Origin of the sequence: Streptomyces sp. NBC_00539 (assembly GCF_036346105.1) — a bacterium.
Classification (GTDB): Bacteria; Actinomycetota; Actinomycetes; order Streptomycetales; family Streptomycetaceae; genus Streptomyces.
The window spans coordinates 3,190,158-3,207,477 of record NZ_CP107811.1 but is presented as its reverse complement, the minus strand read 5'-3'; the positions used below and the strand labels follow the sequence as shown (position 1 = coordinate 3,207,477).

The window sequence follows — 17,320 nt, the reverse complement described above, 5'->3', positions numbered from 1 at the left end:
CCCCGGCCACCCGGGGCCGCGCACCTGTTCCCTCCGGTCCGACCGGTCTCGGCACAATGGCACCCATGAGTTCCGAGACGCCCCCCACCGCACCCCCCGTCCCGCAGTTGACGGTCGGATTCGACCTCGACATGACTCTCATCGACTCCCGCCCCGGCATCAGAGCCAACTACCAGGCGCTTTCCGCGGAGACCGGGACCTTCATCGACGCCGACGAGGCCGTCACCCGGCTCGGACCGCCGCTGGAGGAGGAGATCGCCCGGTGGTTCCCCGAAGAGCAGATCCCGGCGATGGTCGACCGGTACCGGGAGATCTACGCCACGCACGCCATCCACTCCACCCCCGCGATGCCCGGTGCCCGTGAGGCGATCAAGGCCGTGCAGGGGATGGGCGGGCGGGCGATCGTCGTGACCGCCAAGAACGAGCCCAACGCCCGCATGCACCTGGAGCACCTCGGCATCGAGCCCGACGCCGTCATCGGCTGGCTGTGGGCCGAGGCCAAGGCGGAGGCCCTGCGCGAGTACGGGGCGCAGGTTTACGTCGGCGACCACGTCGGCGACGTGCGCGGGGCGCGCGCCGCCGGGGCGGTGTCGGTTTCCGTGCCGACCGGCCCGTGCCCCGAGCCCGAGCTGCGCGCGGCCGGTGCCGACGTCGTACTCAAGGACCTGACCGCGCTGCCCGAGTGGCTCGCGGAGTACGTCCGTACCCGCGAGGTCTGACCTGCGGACCTCAGCCCGCGGCGGCCCCGGACTCCCGGGCCGCCCTGCGCTGCGCGGCGGCGGAGCGGACCACGCCCGCCGCCGAGACGGCGAACCCCACGCCCATCAGCATGCACACGGCCCACGCGTACGACGGGAACGGGTCGGTGCCGAGGAACAACGGCGCCATCGTCACGAGCGTGGCGACGGCACCGACGATGAACACGACGCCGCCGGCCCGGATCAGTCCGTCGCCCGGCCGGGGCGCGTCGTCGTGATCGGGATGAGGAGTAACAGTCACCCCACCAGGGTAGTTCCCTGGCCGAAGCAGCGGTGCGGGAAGGACCGGGTAACGACTTGTCACCCGTTTCCTGAGCATTAGCCTGGAGGTGGCGGGTCAGGGGACCCGCTGCACTGCTGTCCGGAGCCGTCACACGGCCCTTCGGACCCGACACGCACAAGAACAGAGGACGGACGTGCCTACCGGCAAGGTCAAGTGGTTCAACAGTGAGAAGGGCTTCGGCTTTCTCTCCCGCGACGACGGCGGGGACGTCTTCGTCCACTCGTCGGTGCTCCCCGCCGGGGTGGACGCCCTCAAGCCCGGCCAGCGCGTGGAGTTCGGCGTGGTCGCCGGACAGCGCGGTGACCAGGCGCTTTCGGTGACGGTGCTGGATCCGGCACCGTCCGTCGCGGCCGCCCAGCGCCGCAAGCCGGACGAGCTCGCCTCCATCGTGCAGGACCTGACGACCCTGCTGGAGAACATCACGCCGATGCTGGAGCGCGGCCGCTACCCCGACAAGACGCACGGCACGAAGATCGCCGGGCTGCTGCGGGCGGTCGCCGACCAGCTCGACGTCTGAGACGGCGAACGCCGGTGCCCCGCCCCCCTGCAGGGGGGCGGGGCACCGGCGTTCGCGGCTACGGGAAGCGCAGTGCGTCGAGCGCGATGGCGGGAACCAGACCCTCCGCGGCCGCCCGGGTCAGCAGCCCGCGGACGGCCGCGTAGCCGTCGTCACCGAGGTCCGCGGTGAACTCGTTGACGTACAGCCCGATGTGCTGGTCGGCGACGGCCGGGTCCAGCTCCTGCGCGTGCGCGCGCACGTAGGGACGGGACGCCTCGGGGTCGTCCCAGGCCATCCGCACCGACGCACGGGCCGACTCGGCCAGCGCGCGCAGCGCGTCCGTGCCCAGCGAGCGCTTGGCGATGATCGCGCCGAGCGGGATGGGCAGGCCGGTGGTGGTCTCCCAGTGCTCGCCCATGTCGGCCAGACAGTGCAACCCGTAGTCCTGATAGGTGAACCGGGCCTCGTGGATGACCAGCCCGGCGTCCACCCGGCCGTCGCGCACCGCCGGCATGATCTCGTGGAACGGCAGCACCACCACCTTGCCGACCGGCGCGGGCAGCACGTCGGCCGCCCACAGCCGGAACAACAGGTACGCGGTTGAACGCTCGCTCGGCACGGCGACCGTCTTGCCCACGAGGTCGGTGCCGGGCTCACGGGTGAGCACGAGGGGGCCGCAGCCGCGCCCCAGCGCCCCGCCGCAGGGCAGCAGCGCGTACTCCTCCAGCACCCAGGGCAGCACCGCGTAGGACACCTTGAGCACGTCGAGCTCGCCGCGCTCGGCCATGCCGTTGGTGACGTCGATGTCCGCGAAGGTGACGTCGAGGACGGGCGCGCCGGGGACCCGGCCGTGCGCCCAGGCGTCGAAGACGAAGGTGTCGTTGGGACACGGCGAATAGGCGATGCGGACCGCCGTCGCGCCGGTGGCGTCGACGCCGGTGTCAGGGGTGCCGCTCATGGTGTTCTCCCCAGTGGACGAGTACGGGTCCCAGCGCGTGGAAGCCCTCGGCGAGCGCGGTCAGGGCGTCCCCGATCCGCCAGGCGTCCCGGTCGCGGGGCCCGACGGGATTGGACACCGCCCGGACCTCCAGGACGGGGAGCCCGTGCGCGGCGGCCGCCTCCGCCACGCCGAAGCCCTCCATGGCCTCGGCGCCGGCGAGGGGGTGCCGGGCGGCGAGCCCGGCGGCCCGCGCGGCGGTACCGGTGACGGTGGAGACGGTGAGGACGGGCGCGAGCAGCGCGCCGGTGGCCTCGGCGGCCCGGGCGGCGAGCTCGGCGGGCGGCAGGTGCACGCTGTGGCCGAAGCCGAGCGCGTCCACCGGCAGGAACCCGTCGGGTGTCTCGGCCCCGAGGTCGGCGGCGACGATCGCGTCGGCGACGACGAGGGAGCCGGGCGGGGCGGCGGGCAGGAACCCGCCGCCGATGCCGGCGGAGACGACGAGCGAGTAGTCGGCCAGCGCCAGCGCGGTGGCCGTGGCGGCCGCGACGGCGGCCGGCCCGACGCCGCCGACGAGCACGTCGGCGGCGAGACCGGGCAGGTCCCGGCGGTGGATCGGATACCGGCCGGGCAGCGTGCGCGGCTCCGGGGTGACCGGATCCGGATGAGGGGTCAGACCGGCGGTCACGGAGTCTGCCTCCGCGGCCACGGCGGTCACGATGAGCACGCGCACGGTGCGGCTACTTGAGCTTGACCTTGAAGGACCAGACGGCGAGCGGCTTGCCGTCCGGGCCGACCTGGACGAAGCCCAGCATCTTCGAGGCGGGGGCCTCGCCCTGGCCGCCGGTGGCGAAGACGTCGGCGCCCGCGAAGCTGCGGTAGGTGTTCGCGGAGGGCTCGGTGATCGGCTGTCCGTCGAGGACCGCCTGCCACTTCTTGTCGTCCTCGACGACGGCGGGCTCGACGCCCAGGCGCAGCGTGTCGCCGCGGCCGTACTCGATGGTCTTGGCGTCCTTGACGTTGGCGAGGCAGGCCTGGACCTTCTCGATGGAGAGTTCCTCGCCCTTGGCGGGGCGGCAGGCGGCCTGCGCGGACACCGTCGAGCTGCCGACGGTCACGGTCGCGAGGGGGGTCGGCTTGGCGTTGTCGCAGGCCGAGATGAGGAGGAGGCCGGCGGACACGGCTCCGAGGGCCGCGACGCTGCGGCGGGCCCTACCCGGGATAAGCGGTGCGGTCATGAGCCGAAGGCTATCTGGCCGGTCGGCCGCGCCGCCGCACGGGGGTGTTCAGGCGTGGCTGCGTCTGGGGCGGGTGCGGCGCCGCTGCGCCGTGCGGCCCCGGTGGCGCCGGGCCTGCCGGGGGCTGCGCCGCGGACCCCGCGCCCCGCAACGCCCGCGGGACCCGGCGAGACGGCCTAGGCCACCCTGGGCCGGGAGGAGCCCGGCTGGTGGGAGGTGATGAGGCGGCCGCGGAGGGCGAGGGTGGTGCCGGTGGCCACGACGGCGGCCGCCACCGACATGCCCAGTACGCCGTTCAGCGGCAGCACGATGCCTATCCCGCCGCCCAGGACCCACGCCATCTGGAGCAGCGTCTCCGAGCGGGCGAAGGCCGACGTGCGCACCGCCTCCGGGACGTCGCGCTGGATCATCGCGTCCAGGGAGAGCTTCGCGAGGGCCTGGCAGAAACCGGCCGTGGCGCCCAGCACCGCCACCATCAGCCCGCTGAAGAACACCGCCGCCAGCACCGCGACCCCGAGGGTGGCCGTCAGCACCGCCGCGATGATGGTCTCCGGGGCCCGCGCCCGCAGCCAGGCGCCCACCGCCGTACCGCCCGCGTTGCCGACGCCCGCCGCCACGCCGACGATGCCCAGCGACACCGCCGCGCTCTGCCCCGCCAGGGGGTGTTCGCGCAGCAGGAACGCCAGGAAGAAGATCAGGAACCCGGACAGCACCCGCATCGAGGCGTTCGCGAGCAGTCCGCACAGCACCGGCCGGCTGATCGTCCGCAGCCCCGGCCTGCGCGAGTGGGCCTCGTGCGTGGACAGCCGCGCCCGCCGCTCCCCCTTCGCCTCGTCCACCTTGTGCGGCAGCGTGAACGCCGCGAAGGTCCCCCAGATGAAGATCGCGCAGGCCCCGTACAGCGGCCACGGCGGGCCGATCGTCTGGAGCCCGGCCCCGACCGGCGCCGCCGCGCCCGTGGCCAGCAGCCCGGCCAGCGTGACCCGGGAGTTCGCCTTGACGAGTGAGAACTTCGGCGGGAGCAGTCTGGGTACCACGGCGCTGCGCACGACCCCGTACGCCTTCGACGCGACCAGGACGCCCAGCGCCGCCGGATACAGCTCCAGCCCGCCCGTGGCCACCGCGCCCGACATCATCACCGCCAGCAGCGCCCGCGCGAGCATCGCGCTCGCCATCGCGGCCCGCCGCCCGTGCGGCAGCCGGTCCAGCAGCGGACCGATCACCGGGGCCAGCAGGGTGAAGGGGGCCATGGTGATGGCGAGGTACAGGGCCACACGGCCGCGTGCCTCGTCCGTGGGGACGGAGAAGAACACCGTCGACGCCAGGGCCACCGTGATCATCACATCGCCGGCGCCGTTGATGGCGTGCAGCTCGATGAGCTTGCCGAGCCCCGATTCACCCGCCCCGTGCGCGTGCGTGGCCCGCCGGATCCCGCGGGCCGTCCCGGTGATCGGGAGGTGCAGGGCACGACCGACGGCCCGGCCGGCCCGCCTGGCCGGTCCCGGGCCGTCGGCGGACGACCGTACGGGTGTCACCTGGCCATAGTGCCCCACCGGGCCCTCACGGACCCCTCCCGGACCCCTCCCGGCGCGTTTCGGGCACCTGGCCGGTGCCGGGTTGTCCGCGAATCGGACCTTGCATGTGGGCCGAAGCCGTCGGAGGAGGTAGCGTGCGTAGCGCGCCACCGGCGGTTGCTCTTGGCCGCGCGCCTCTTCGCGATCCCGCAGAATGGATTGCAGGTAGGTGCGCCCGAGGCCGATCGGGTGCGGACGTCGACGCGGCCCTCTGGTCCGCTCCGCCCGCGCTACGTACGGACAAGACCGACGGGTCGTTGTGGACGACAGTACGGACGGCGCACTCGTGAGACGGCGTAGGAGAGAACGAGACCTGTGAGTGCTGCGACGACGCGAAGCCGTACCCCCGACCGCCTGTGTGCCGAGGCGGTAGACCTCGCCCGTGCGGCGGCCGAGGAGGCCGCCGCCCCCGGAGTGGTGGGCGGGCACCTCTCCGTCGTCTCCGAGGGCGACCGGGTCGTCACCCACTTCTTCGAGTGCAAGGACCCCGCCTACCGGGGCTGGCGGTGGGCCGTCACCGTCACGCGCGCCTCCCGCGCCAAGCTCGTCACCCTCGACGAAACGGTGCTCCTCCCGGGCGACGACGCGCTGCTCGCCCCCGAATGGGTGCCGTGGAGCGAGCGGCTGCGGCCCGGTGACCTCGGCCCCGGCGACCTGCTGCCCACCGAGGCCGATGACCTGCGGCTGGAGCCGGGCTGGACGGGCGAGGACGCGCCGCCGCCGAACTCGGTGGTCTCCGAGGAGATGGCCGAGCTGGTCGAGGCGGAGGACGCGGACGTCACCGACCGGGTCGTGGTGCCGGTACGGGGCTCCATCACCTCGGTCGCCGAGGAGCTCGGCATGCGCCGGGCGCGGGTGCTGTCGCGGTACGGGCTGCACAGTGCGGCGGACCGCTGGGACGAGGCGTTCGGGGCGAAGACCCCGATGGCGCAGGCGGCGCCGGCGTCGTGCGTGTCGTGCGGGTTCCTCGTCAAGGTCGGCGGCTCGCTGGGGCAGGCCTTCGGGGTGTGCGCGAACGAGTTCAGTCCGGCGGACGGGCGGCTGGTGTCGCTGTCCTACGGGTGCGGCGGGCATTCGGAGGCCGCGGTCATGCCGAAGCCCTTGCGGCCGGCGCCGCCGGTGCTCGACTCGATGGGCTCGGACGAGTTCGTCCTGCGGCCGGCCGAGGACACCGGGTCGGTGCCGGTGGCGGACCTTCCCCCGGCGGACCTGGGCCACTCCTGACGGGTCCGGCCGCGGACGGGCCCCTGCGGCGCCGCAGCGCCGGATCCGGCGGGCGGCGCCGGATCAGCGCTTGCGGCGGCGGACGAGACGACGGCCGGCCAGGACCAGGGCCGTGGCCACGACGAGGGTCAGGGCGCCCTTGGTGAAGGTGCCCGGTCGCGGCTCCTGCTGCGCGGGAGCGGACGGGGTGCCCGGGACGGGGGCGGCCGAGGTGGGCGGGGCGGTCTGCGCCGGGCGCACCGGGACCGCGACGACCCGGCTGTTCACCCCCTCCGAGCCGAACATCAGCGCCGAGCCGTCCGCCGAGTACGTCACCGACTCCGCCTGCCCCTGCCAGGGCGCGGACACCGGCTCGCCGGCGCCCTGCGGCCGCCCGTCCTTCCACGGGTACGTCCTCGCGAAGAAGTACCCGCGCAGCGTCAGCCGGCCGCCGTCCGGCGAGAACGCCCCGTCCGTCACCCACGGCACGTCCGCGATCCGCCGGAACACGTTGGTGCCGTCGGCCGACAGCCGCTCGGGTCCCTCGTAGAGCCCGCCGGTCCGCTCGTTCTTGCTCGCGATGTAGACCCTGCCCGTCACCGGATGCACCATCAGCGCCTCCGCGTTGCGCGGGCCGTCCGCGTACCGCACCGTGAACTGCTCCGCCTTGACCGTCGCGTCCCCCAACTCCCTTGGTTCCGGGAAGCGGTAGATCCAGACGTGGTCCCAGGTGCCGTCCCTGTTGTCCCCGATGTCGGCGACGTACAGCTGCCCGTCCGGGCCCAGCGAGATCGCCTCGACGTCGCGCGGCCGCCCGATGCCCGTCAGCGTCACCCGCGCCACCGTCCGGCCGGTCGCGGAGTCGACGGCGTACACGTACGGGCCGTCGTCGCTGTCGTTGTGGGTCCAGTAGACGCCCGGGTGGACGCGGCTGGCCGCGAGTCCGCTGGACTCCTTGATGCGCGGGTCCTGGATGGTGAAGTCCGAGGCACCGGGGGCGGCGGCTGCCGCCGCCGGGGAACCGGTGAGGACGACGGCGGCGGCGAAGGCGGTCAAGATCGGCAGCAGGCGCATTCCCCAAGCCTGCCAGGCCGCCCGGCGTGGCGGGCATCACAGCTGCCGGTGACCGGTGATCCGCGATGATGACCGGATGCGTTTCATGTTCGTCGGCGATTCCATGACCATCGGACGCGCCGGCGACTACACCTGGCGCTACCGGATGTGGCAGCACCTGTGCGCCACCCTGGGCGACTCCTTCCGCATCGTCGGCCCGCGCAGCGCGCTGTACGACGCGGCGGCCGACGCGCCCGTCAGCCACGCGTACGCCGACCCCGCGTTCCCGCAGGACGCCCGCCGCCACCTGGCCGGGTGGGGCGAGGGCTGGCAGCACATGGCCCCGCTGATCGGCCCGGCGGTCGCCGCCGCCGGGCCGGACGTGCTGCTCGTGTCGCTCGGGCTGATAGACCTCGGCTTCTACACGGACGCGCCGCAGACCGCCGTCAACGTCCGCGGGTTCATCGCGCGGGCCCGCGCCGCCCGCCCCGGCATCCGGATGGTCCTGCTCCCCGTCATACCGAACGTCCGGGCCGACTACGACGCGCCCTTCGCCGCCCAGGTGGCCCGCTTCAACGAGCTGCTCGCCAAGGCGGTGGCGGACCTCTCCACCCCCGCCTCGCCGATCCTGCTGGCCGCGCGCCCGCAGGGCTACGAGCTGGGTCAGGACACGTACGACGGCACGCACCCCAACGCCTCCGGTGAACACCGCCTGGCGGCCGAGTTCGCGTCGGCACTCCACCAGGCGTGGTCCGTCGGCGGCCCCTACCGGCCGGCCGCCGTCTGACGTCCGCCGCCCGGCAGGGGCCGGGCGCTCACCAGGCGAAGGCCTCCGGGGACGGACCGGGGCCGGGGAAGATCTCGTCCAGCGCCGTCAGCAGTTCGTCGTCCAGCTCCAGTTCCAGCGCGCGCAGGGCGCTGTCGAGCTGCTCGGACGTACGGGGGCCGACGATCGGTCCGGTGACCCCGGGCCGGCTCAGCAGCCAGGCCAGAGCCGTCTCGCCGGGCTCCAGGCCGTGCTTGTCGAGGAGGTCCTCGTACGCCTGCACCTGCGCCCGCACGGTGCTGTTGGCCAGCGCGTCCGCCGAGCGGCCCGAGGCGCGGCGCCCGCCCTGCGCCTCCTTCTTGATGACACCGCCGAGCAGCCCGCCGTGCAGCGGGGACCAGGGGATGACGCCGAGGCCGTACTCCTGGGCGGCCGGGATGACCTCCATCTCGGCGCGCCGTTCGGCGAGGTTGTACAGGCACTGCTCGCTGACCAGCCCGAACGACCCGCGCCGGGCGGCGGTCTCGTTGGCCTGGGCGATCTTGTAGCCGGGGAAGTTGGAGGAGCCCGCGTAGAGGATCTTGCCCTGCCGGACCAGGACGTCGATGGCCTGCCAGATCTCCTCGAAGGGCGTCCGGCGGTCGACGTGGTGGAACTGGTAGACGTCGATGTAGTCGGTCTGCAGCCGCTTGAGGCTGGCGTCGACGGCCCTGCGGATGTTGAGGGCCGACAGGCGGTCGTGGTTGGGCCAGGGGCCGCCGCCGTCGGCGGTCATGTCCCCGTAGACCTTGGTGGCCAGGACCGTCTTGTCCCGGCGGCCACCGCCCTGGGCGAACCAGGTGCCGATGATCGCCTCGGTGCGGCCCTTGTTCTCGCCCCAGCCGTAGACGTTGGCGGTGTCCACGAAGTTCAGGCCCGCGTCGAGGGCGGCGTCCAGGATGCCGTGGCTGGTCGGTTCGTCTGTCTGCGGACCGAAGTTCATCGTGCCGAGGACGAGTCGGCTGACTTTGAGTCCGGTGCGTCCGAGCTGCGTGTACTTCATGGGACCCAAGCCAACTGCTTGGAGTCGACTCGAAGCAAGAGCGCCGGGGGCGTCGGGGCGTCGGGACTACTGCCCGACGGCGGCCGCCACGGCGACGACGACGAACATCAGCACGAGCACACCGGCCATGACACGGTTTCTGGTCTTCGGATCCACCCGTCGAGCCTAACGCGACACCCGGCGCCCGCCGGTGCGGGGCCGCTGCGACACCGCTCACACGCCGCCGTCTGCCCCTACGCGGCGGCGGACAGGGGCCAGGCGCCGACCACTTCGTAGCGGGGCTGCTCGCCGGGGATCCCGTGGGTGGGCAGGTTGCTGCGCACCAGGCTGAGGGTGTCGACCTGCCAGGGCGTGCCCTCGAAGGGGGCGAGGGCGTCGAGGTGGGGGCGGAGCGAGGCACCGCGGGAGCCGCGCGCGAGCGTGAGGTGCGGGGTGTAGCGGCGGTGCTGCTCCATCGGGATCCCGGCCCGGCGGGCGGCGGCGTCGGCGCGCTCGGCGAGGAGCCGCATCCGGTCGAGGTCCCCCGCGGCGCCGGCCCACAGGGCGGTGTCGCCGAAATGGCCGCAGCCGTGGATGCGCAGGGGGAACGCCTCCGTGCGGGCTGCTGCCCGGGCGAGGCGGGCGTGCAGCTCGGGGAGCAGCTCGGCCCGTACCTCGCCCATGAAGGCGAGCGTGAAGTGCCAGGACGCTTCCGCGGTCCACCGGAGCGCGGGGTCCCGGGTGAGGGCCCGGACGGCCTCGCGGAGTTCCGCGACGGCGGCGGCCGGGGGCATAACGGCGGCGAACAGCCTCATGGGGGTGACCTTAGCCCTGCGGGGCGACGCCCGGGTCTTCACCCGCGCCGCCACTGCGCTGCGCGCCGCCCCGGGGCGGCTCCGCCCCCACCCGCGGCCCCCGGACTCCCCCGGCTGCCGCGGGGAGGCGCCCCCACGAGGCTGGATGCGCGGGTCGGCGCCTCACCGGGCCGGTAACGGCGTCCTGTCCGGCGCCGGAGCACGTCAGCCGCGTAGCGGTCGCCGGCAGGCCGTGCGCAGCCCCTGACGGGCGATCCGGCGCGCGGGTGGGTGGGCCCCCTCGCTCCGCTCGGGGCTTTCTGGGGCTCCGCCCCAGACTCCGCCCCAGACCCCGCGCCTCAATCGCCGGCGAGGCCGGAAGTTGCCGACCGGCGTCCCACGCCGGGAGGTACCCCGGCCCTCGGACCCCCGCCCCCGGACCCCCCGGCCCCCCCGCAGGGTCACGCCGCCTTGACCAGCTGGCGGCCCGCCGTCGGGACGAAGGTCACGCCGTGGCGGGAGAGGCTGACGCGGAGGTTGCCGACGCGCGAGAGGACCACGGCGATGGCGAGCGCGGCGGTCAGGGAGACCGCGCCGCCCGCCGCCATGCCGATGCGGGCGCCGTACGTGTCGGTGATCCAGCCCACCAGCGGGGCCCCGAGCGGGGTGCCGCCCGTGAAGACCATCATGAACAGGGCCATCACCCGGCCCCGCATCTCCGGGTCGGTCGCCATCTGCACGCTCGAATTCGCGGTGACGTTGACCGTCAGGCCGAACATCCCGATCGGCACCAGCAGCGCCGCGAACAGCCAGTACGCCGGGGCGAAGGCCGTCACGACCAGCAGCCCGCCGAACAGCACGGCCGCCGCGACCAGCACCCGCAGCCGCGAGTGGCCGCGCCGGGCCGCCAGCAGGGCGCCCGCCAGGGAACCCGCCGCGATGAGGGTGTTGAACAGGCCGTAGGTTCCGGCGTCCCCGTGGAAGACGTTGCCCACGAACGCCGACAGCCAGATCGGGAAGTTGAACCCGAACGTCCCGATGAACCCGACCAGCACGATCGGCCAGACCAGCTCGGGCCGCCCGGCGACGTACCGCAGGCCCTCCCGCAGCTGCCCCTTCCCCCGCGGCTGCCGCTCCACCGGGTGGAGTTCACGCGTCCGCATCATCAGCAGCGCGGCGATCGGCGCGGCGAAGGACAGTCCGTTCAGCAGGAAGGCCCAGCCGGAGCCGACGGCGGTGATCAGCACACCGGCGATCGCCGGGCCGACCAGCCGCGCGGACTGGAAGTTGGCGGAGTTCAGGCTGACCGCGTTCGCGAGCTGGTCCTTGCCGACCATCTCCGGGACGAACGTCTGGCGCGCCGGGTTGTCCAGGACCGTGACCAGGCCGAGCGCGAAGGCGGCGAGGTACACGTGCCAGACCTGCACGTGTCCGGCGAGGGTGAGCGCGGCGAGCGCGACGCCCGTCAGGCCCATGGCGCCCTGGGTGGCCAGCAGCAGCGGCCGCTTCGGCAGCCGGTCGGCGAGTACGCCTCCGTAGAGGCCGAACACCAGCATCGGCAGGAACTGCAGCGCGATGGTGATGCCCACCGCGGAGGCCGAGCCGGTGAGGGACAGGACCAGCCAGTCCTGGGCGATGCGCTGCATCCAGGTACCGGTGTTGGAGACGACCTGTCCCGTGGCGAAGAGCCGGTAGTTCCGGATCCTCAGCGAGCTGAACATGGAGTTCCGGCTCGCGGGTCGCGTAGTGGTGGATGTGTGGCCGGGTGCGGAGTCTGCTCCGGTTCCCGTACTCAAAAGCGTTCGCCTCCTGGCGTCGGACGGTTACAAGTGCGCGAGCTTCTCCAGGACGGGCGCCGCGGCACGCAGCTTGGCCCATTCGTCCTCGGTGAGCTCGGCCGCGAGCCCGGCCAGGAAGGCGTTGCGCTTGCGACGGCTCTCTTCGAGCATCGCTTCGGCTTCCTCCGTCTGGCTGACCACCTTCTGGCGGCGGTCGTCGGGGTGCGGCTCCAGCCGTACCAGTCCCTTGGCCTCCAGCAGCGCGACGATGCGCGTCATCGACGGCGGCTGCACGTGCTCGCGCCGCGCCAGCTCGCCGGGGGTGGCCTGGCCGCAGCGGGCGAGCGTGCCGAGCACCGACATCTCGGTCGGGCTCAGTGACTCGTCGACGCGCTGGTGCTTGAGCCGGCGGCCCAGCCGCATGACGGCGGAGCGGAGGTCGTTCACGGCGGCGGCGTCGTCGCCATGGGAAAGGTCGTGCATGTTCTTTAGAATAACTCATTACTCTCGCTAAAGAACACCGGTTTCCGGGCGTCGCGCGTCACACCACCGGACACCACGCGTCACACCGCCGGGCGCCGCGCGTCACACCACCGGACACCGCACGGGCTCCGTCACTCGTCCGGGTGAGCTGCGTGCGGAAAGTGACACGCGTCCCCGGGCGGTGCCCCGACTCTTTGCGGCATGGGGACTCATGTGCTGAGCATGCGCATAGACGGGGAGCTGCTCGACCGCCTCCGCGATCACGCCGCCAAACGCGGAATGAGCGTCCAGGACTATGTCGTCCGGACGCTCATTCGCGATGACTTCGACGAGCGCTTCAAGGCGGCCGTCGACGAGACGGAGAAGTTCTACGGGCTCACCTGAGCCCGGTGCCTACGTCAGGCCGAGGGCCGGCATCGCGTAGTAGAAGACGAACACGGCGGCCACCACCCACATGGCAACCGGGACGCCGCGGGCCCGGCCGGTCGTCAGGCGCAGGGTGCAGAAGCTGATGAAGCCGATGCCGATGCCGTTGGTGATCGAGTAGGTGAAGGGCATCATCACCATCGCCAGGAAGGCGGGGACGGCGATGGTGAAGTCGCTCCAGTCGATGTCCCTGACGGAGCCGGCCAGGATCAGGAAGCCCACCGCCACCAGGGCGGGCGTCGCCGCCTGGGAGGGGACCATCGTCGCCAGCGGGGTGAGGAAGAGGGAGACGGCGAACAGGGCGCCGGTCACCACGTTGGCCATGCCCGTGCGCGCTCCCTCGCCGACGCCGGCCGTGGACTCCACGAAGCAGGTGGTGGCCGAGGACGACGTGGCGCCGCCCGAGGCGACGGCCAGACCGTCGACGAGCAGGACCCGGTTGATCCCGGGGAAGGTGCCGTCCGGCTTCGTCAGCTTGGCCTCGTCGCCGACGCCGAGGATCGTGCCCATCGCGTCGAAGAAGCAGGACAGCAGCACGGTGAAGACGAACAGGGTGCCGGTGAGGAAGCCGACCTTGCCGAAGCCGCCGAACAGGCTGACCTGGCCGACGAGCCCGAAGTCGGGTGCGGCCACGGGGTTGCCCGGCCACTGCGGCACGGTCAGGCCCCAGGCCGAGGCCGGGAGGTCGGTGACCAGCTGGACGACGACCGCGAGCACGGTCATGGCCACGATGGAGATCAGGATGGCGCCGGGCGTCTTGCGGATCAGCAGGGTCAGGGTGAGCAGCACCCCGAGCGCGAAGATCAGCACGGGCCAGCCGTGCAGGTGGCCCCCGGCGCCGAGCTGGAGGGGCACCGTGGTGTGCGCGAGGTCGGGGATGCGCGAGACGAAGCCCGAGTCGACGAGGCCGATCAGCATGATGAACAGGCCGATGCCGATCGCGATGCCCTTGCGCAGGCCCAGCGGGACGGCGTTCATGACCCGCTCGCGCAGGCCGGTGGCGACCAGCAGCATCACCACGAAGCCGGCCAGGACGACCATGCCCATGGCGTCGGGCCAGCTCATCCGGGGGGCGAGCTGGAGGGCGACGACGGTGTTGACGCCGAGGCCGGCCGCGAGCGCGATCGGGACGTTGCCGATGACGCCCATGAGGAGGGTGGAGAACGCGGCCGTCAGGACGGTGGCGGTGACCAGCTGGCCGCCGTCGAGCTGGTGGCCGTACATGTCCTTCGCGCTGCTGAGGATGATCGGGTTCAGCACGATGATGTAGGCCATCGCGAAGAAGGTCGCGAAACCGCCGCGGACCTCGCGGGCCATGGTCGAACCGCGCTCGGAGATCTTGAAGAAGCGGTCCGTGGCGTTGGTGGGGGCCGCGGCGGGTGCCGAGGTGCTCATGCGGTCCTCAAAGGGTCATTTGGTTATTCATACGAATAAAACCGGTCGCAGGCAAACCGTTTCAGTATGAACAGATGAGGGAACCCCCGTCCATCTCCGCGCGTAGACACACGCGGGCGTGGTGCGGTCCGCCCCGGACGGCCGCAGGCGGCCTCTCTGCGGCCGCCGTCACCCGCCCGCCTAGACTGGCCGCATGGCGAAATGGACCGCACAGCACGAGGCCCCCGAGCCCCTGGAGGGCCCCGTCGTCGCGACCGTCGTCGGTGGCACGATCATCTGGTTCGTCCTCTTCCTCGTTCAGCTCCCCTTCTACGGGTGGTTCGCGGACCGGGGCATGCTGTGGTGGGTCTGGACCCCGGCGGCCGGCGCGGCCCTCGGCCTGTTCGGCATCTGGTACGCCCGCGGCCGCGAGGCGGCCATCAGCCGGCACAGGGACCAGGCGGCACGGGCCGCGGAAGCCGGGGAGCCCCACCCCGAGGCCTGACGGGAGCCGCCGGGCCCGCCTGCCGCCCGCCGGCCCCTACCAGGGGACTGTTCGGGTCATCCCGAAGTCGGATCTTCCGTCCGCTCGGCGGGTGGAGCGTTCGAACGCCCTTTACCGTCGAAAGCATGACGCAGCGGGCGAAGACCGACACGAACGGACCGGAGCCGGGCGGCAGCGGCGGCGGTACGGGCGGCGGTGGAGCGGCGGCCTACGGCACCGCCATCGACGCGGGGGCCGAGCTGGACCCGGTCCACCCCGTGCGCCCACCGGCGCCCCGGTTCAAGCGGGGCGGCCTCAGCACTGCGGAGGTCGCCGAACGCGTGGCCCGCGGCGACGTCAACGACGTACCCGTGCGCTCCTCGCGCTCCACGTCCGAGATCGTCCGGGCGAACGTCTTCACCCGCTTCAACGCCATCATCGGCGTGCTGTGGCTGATCATGCTCTTCGTCGCGCCGATCCAGGACGGCCTCTTCGGCTTCGTGATCATCGCGAACACCGGCATCGGCATCGTCCAGGAAATGCGCGCCAAGAAGACCCTCGACGGGCTCGCGGTCATCGGCGAGGCCAAACCCGGCGTCCGCCGCGACGGCCGGACCGCCGAGATCTCCACCTCGGAGATCGTCCTCGGCGACGTCATCGAACTCGGACCCGGCGACAAGGTCGTCGTCGACGGGGTCCTCGGCGAGGCCGAAGGCCTGGAGATCGACGAGTCCCTGCTGACCGGCGAGGCCGACCCGGTGCTCAAGAAGCCCGGCGACCGCATGATGTCGGGGTCCTTCGTGGTCGCCGGCGGAGGCGCGTTCACGGCCACCAAAGTCGGCCGCGAGGCCTACGCCGCCCAGCTCGCCGAAGAGGCGTCCCGTTTCACGCTCGTCCACTCCGAGCTGCGCACCGGCATCTCCACCATCCTCAAGTACGTCACCTGGATGATGGTCCCGACCTCGATCGGCCTCATCATCAGCCAGCTCGTCGTCAAGAAGTCCGACCTCAAGGACTCCATCGCCCGGACCGTCGGCGGCATCGTGCCGATGATCCCGGAAGGGCTCGTCCTGCTGACCTCGGTCGCCTTCGCCGTAGGCGTCATCCGGCTGGGCCGCAAGCAGTGCCTCGTCCAGGAACTGCCCGCCATCGAGGGCCTCGCCCGCGTCGACGTCGTCTGCCTGGACAAGACCGGCACCCTCACCGAAGGCGGTATGGACGTCACCGAGCTGCGCCCGCTCGGCGGCGAGGACGGCGCGTACGTGGAGAAGGTGCTCGGCGCGCTCGGCGAGTCCGACCCGCGCCCCAACGCCAGCCTCCAGGCGATCATCGACGCCTACCCCGACACAGCGGAGTGGCGCTGCACCGAGTCGCTGCCGTTCTCCTCCGCCCGCAAGTACAGCGGCGCCAGTTTCAGCGAGGGCGACGGGGAGAACACCACCTGGCTGCTCGGCGCCCCGGACGTGCTGCTGCCCGCCGCGGACCCGGCGCTGGAGGAGATCGGCGCCCTCAACGAGCGGGGCCTACGGGTCCTCCTCCTGGCCCGCTCGGCCCGGGAGCTGGACGACCCGGCCGTCGCCGACGGGGCCCGGCCCACCGCCCTCGTCGTCCTGGAGCAGCGGCTGCGGCCCGACGCCGCCGACACGCTGCGCTACTTCGAGGACCAGGAGGTCAAGGCCAAGGTCATCTCCGGTGACAACGCCGTCTCCGTCGGCGCGGTGGCCGGCAAACTCGGGCTGCCCGGCGCCCAGAACACGGTCGACGCGCGCGAACTGCCCGAGGAGAGGGCCGACATGGCCGAGGTCCTGGACGGCCACGCGGTCTTCGGCCGGGTCTCCCCGCGGCAGAAGCGGGACATGGTCGCCGCGCTCCAGTCCAAGGGGCACACCGTCGCGATGACGGGCGACGGGGTCAACGACGTCCTCGCCCTCAAGGACGCCGACATCGGGGTGAGCATGGGCTCCGGTTCGGAGGCCACCCGCGCGGTCGCGCAGATCGTGCTGCTGAACAACAGCTTCGCCACCTTGCCCTCGGTGGTCGCCGAGGGCCGCCGGGTGATCGGCAACATCACCCGGGTGGCGACCCTCTTCCTCGTGAAGACCGTCTACTCGGTGCTGCTGGCCGTCCTCGTGGTCTGCTGGCAGGTGGAGTACCCGTTCCTGCCGCGCCACCTGACGCTGCTGTCGACGCTCACCATCGGCGTCCCCGCGTTCTTCCTCGCGCTCGCCCCCAACAAGGAGCGGGCGAGACCGCACTTCGTGAAACGGGTGATGCGGTACGCGATCCCGGGCGGGGTGATCGCGGCGGTCGCCACCTTCGTGACCTACCTGCTCGCCCGCCACCACTACACCGGTGCGGACAGCCTCGAGGCCGAGACCAGCGCCGCGACGCTGACCCTGTTCCTGGCCTCGATGTGGGTGCTGGCGATCATCGCCCGCCCGTACACGTGGTGGCGGATCGCCCTGGTCGCGGCGATGGGCGGGGCGTTCCTCCTCGTGCTGGTCGTGCCGTGGCTCCAGGACTTCTTCCAGCTGAGGCTGGTGGGCGCGGCCTTGCCGTGGACGGCGGTCGCGGTCGCCGCGGCCGCCGCCGTGCTGATCGAGTTCACGTTCCGCTGGGTCGACCGCCGCTTCGCGGCTTAGCCGGCTC

General features: G+C 72.7%; 18 protein-coding genes. 7 read left to right on the top strand and 11 right to left on the bottom strand.

Features of this window, described 5'->3' with window-relative positions; all coding sequences use genetic code 11:
- Window positions 1-65 precede the first annotated feature (65 nt).
- Window positions 66-719, top strand: a complete 654-nt coding sequence (locus OG861_RS14150; RefSeq protein ID WP_329197148.1) for an HAD family hydrolase — start codon at window positions 66-68, stop codon at window positions 717-719.
- Window positions 720-729: 10 nt separating this feature from the next.
- Here the strand turns inward: OG861_RS14150 and OG861_RS14145 are convergent, their stop codons facing one another.
- Window positions 730-999: a hypothetical protein gene (locus OG861_RS14145; RefSeq protein WP_329197150.1), complete on the bottom strand. Its 270-nt coding sequence runs from the start codon at window positions 997-999 to the stop codon at window positions 730-732.
- Between the two features lie 175 nt (window positions 1,000-1,174).
- Here OG861_RS14145 and OG861_RS14140 point away from each other — a divergent pair, with 175 nt between their 5' ends.
- Window positions 1,175-1,558 (top strand): cold-shock protein, encoded by a 384-nt coding sequence (locus OG861_RS14140; RefSeq protein ID WP_030961842.1) that lies wholly within the window; start codon window positions 1,175-1,177, stop codon window positions 1,556-1,558.
- 58 nt (window positions 1,559-1,616) lie between these two features.
- Here the strand turns inward: OG861_RS14140 and OG861_RS14135 are convergent, their stop codons facing one another.
- From OG861_RS14135 to OG861_RS14120, 4 genes are all read right to left on the bottom strand, one after another.
- Entirely contained in the window at window positions 1,617-2,498 is an 882-nt protein-coding gene (locus OG861_RS14135; protein ID WP_329197153.1) for a 1,4-dihydroxy-6-naphthoate synthase, read from the bottom strand.
- The gene (locus OG861_RS14130) at window positions 2,482-3,210 is read right to left on the bottom strand and encodes a futalosine hydrolase (protein WP_329197155.1); all 729 of its coding nucleotides are present in this window, start codon (window positions 3,208-3,210) and stop codon (window positions 2,482-2,484) included. The genes OG861_RS14135 and OG861_RS14130 overlap by 17 nt, the downstream gene beginning before the upstream one ends.
- A 7-nt stretch (window positions 3,211-3,217) precedes the next feature.
- Window positions 3,218-3,715 (bottom strand): DUF2771 domain-containing protein, encoded by a 498-nt coding sequence (locus tag OG861_RS14125; protein ID WP_329197157.1) that lies wholly within the window; start codon window positions 3,713-3,715, stop codon window positions 3,218-3,220.
- 176 nt (window positions 3,716-3,891) lie between these two features.
- The gene (locus tag OG861_RS14120; protein ID WP_329197159.1) at window positions 3,892-5,250 is read right to left on the bottom strand and encodes an MFS transporter; all 1,359 of its coding nucleotides are present in this window, start codon (window positions 5,248-5,250) and stop codon (window positions 3,892-3,894) included.
- 354 nt (window positions 5,251-5,604) lie between these two features.
- Here OG861_RS14120 and OG861_RS14115 point away from each other — a divergent pair, with 354 nt between their 5' ends.
- Window positions 5,605-6,513, top strand: a complete 909-nt coding sequence (locus OG861_RS14115; protein ID WP_329197161.1) for a DUF3027 domain-containing protein — start codon at window positions 5,605-5,607, stop codon at window positions 6,511-6,513.
- Between the two features lie 63 nt (window positions 6,514-6,576).
- Here the strand turns inward: OG861_RS14115 and OG861_RS14110 are convergent, their stop codons facing one another.
- On the bottom strand, window positions 6,577-7,566 hold the full coding sequence (locus OG861_RS14110; RefSeq protein ID WP_329197163.1) for a WD40 repeat domain-containing protein: 990 nt from the start codon (window positions 7,564-7,566) through the stop codon (window positions 6,577-6,579).
- A 76-nt stretch (window positions 7,567-7,642) separates the two neighbouring features.
- Between OG861_RS14110 and OG861_RS14105 the strand changes: the two genes are divergently transcribed.
- Complete coding sequence (locus OG861_RS14105; protein ID WP_329197165.1) at window positions 7,643-8,332, top strand: GDSL-type esterase/lipase family protein; 690 nt, start codon at window positions 7,643-7,645, stop codon at window positions 8,330-8,332.
- 28 nt (window positions 8,333-8,360) lie between these two features.
- On the opposite strand, the gene OG861_RS14100 is transcribed toward OG861_RS14105, so the two are convergent.
- From OG861_RS14100 to OG861_RS14085, 4 genes are all read right to left on the bottom strand, one after another.
- Window positions 8,361-9,353 carry an aldo/keto reductase gene (locus OG861_RS14100; RefSeq protein WP_329197168.1) on the bottom strand — a complete coding sequence of 331 codons (993 nt, stop codon included), beginning with the start codon at window positions 9,351-9,353 and terminating at the stop codon, window positions 8,361-8,363.
- Between the two features lie 233 nt (window positions 9,354-9,586).
- On the bottom strand, window positions 9,587-10,147 hold the full coding sequence (gene thpR / locus OG861_RS14095; protein ID WP_329197170.1) for an RNA 2',3'-cyclic phosphodiesterase: 561 nt from the start codon (window positions 10,145-10,147) through the stop codon (window positions 9,587-9,589).
- A gap of 440 nt (window positions 10,148-10,587) precedes the next feature.
- Entirely contained in the window at window positions 10,588-11,922 is a 1,335-nt protein-coding gene (locus tag OG861_RS14090; protein WP_329197172.1) for an MFS transporter, read from the bottom strand.
- Window positions 11,923-11,949: 27 nt separating this feature from the next.
- Complete coding sequence (locus OG861_RS14085; RefSeq protein WP_190182830.1) at window positions 11,950-12,387, bottom strand: MarR family winged helix-turn-helix transcriptional regulator; 438 nt, start codon at window positions 12,385-12,387, stop codon at window positions 11,950-11,952.
- 201 nt (window positions 12,388-12,588) lie between these two features.
- On the opposite strand from OG861_RS14085, the gene OG861_RS14080 reads away from it, so the two are divergent.
- Window positions 12,589-12,771 carry a ribbon-helix-helix protein, CopG family gene (locus OG861_RS14080; RefSeq protein WP_328969847.1) on the top strand — a complete coding sequence of 61 codons (183 nt, stop codon included), beginning with the start codon at window positions 12,589-12,591 and terminating at the stop codon, window positions 12,769-12,771.
- 9 nt (window positions 12,772-12,780) lie between these two features.
- Here the strand turns inward: OG861_RS14080 and OG861_RS14075 are convergent, their stop codons facing one another.
- Window positions 12,781-14,208 (bottom strand): NCS2 family permease, encoded by a 1,428-nt coding sequence (locus tag OG861_RS14075; RefSeq protein ID WP_329197175.1) that lies wholly within the window; start codon window positions 14,206-14,208, stop codon window positions 12,781-12,783.
- Between the two features lie 193 nt (window positions 14,209-14,401).
- Between OG861_RS14075 and OG861_RS14070 the strand changes: the two genes are divergently transcribed.
- Both OG861_RS14070 and OG861_RS14065 read left to right on the top strand, forming a co-directional pair.
- Complete coding sequence (locus tag OG861_RS14070) at window positions 14,402-14,692, top strand: DUF2530 domain-containing protein (protein ID WP_329197176.1); 291 nt, start codon at window positions 14,402-14,404, stop codon at window positions 14,690-14,692.
- A 125-nt stretch (window positions 14,693-14,817) separates the two neighbouring features.
- Entirely contained in the window at window positions 14,818-17,313 is a 2,496-nt protein-coding gene (locus OG861_RS14065) for an HAD-IC family P-type ATPase (RefSeq protein ID WP_329197177.1), read from the top strand.
- Window positions 17,314-17,320 lie beyond the last annotated feature (7 nt).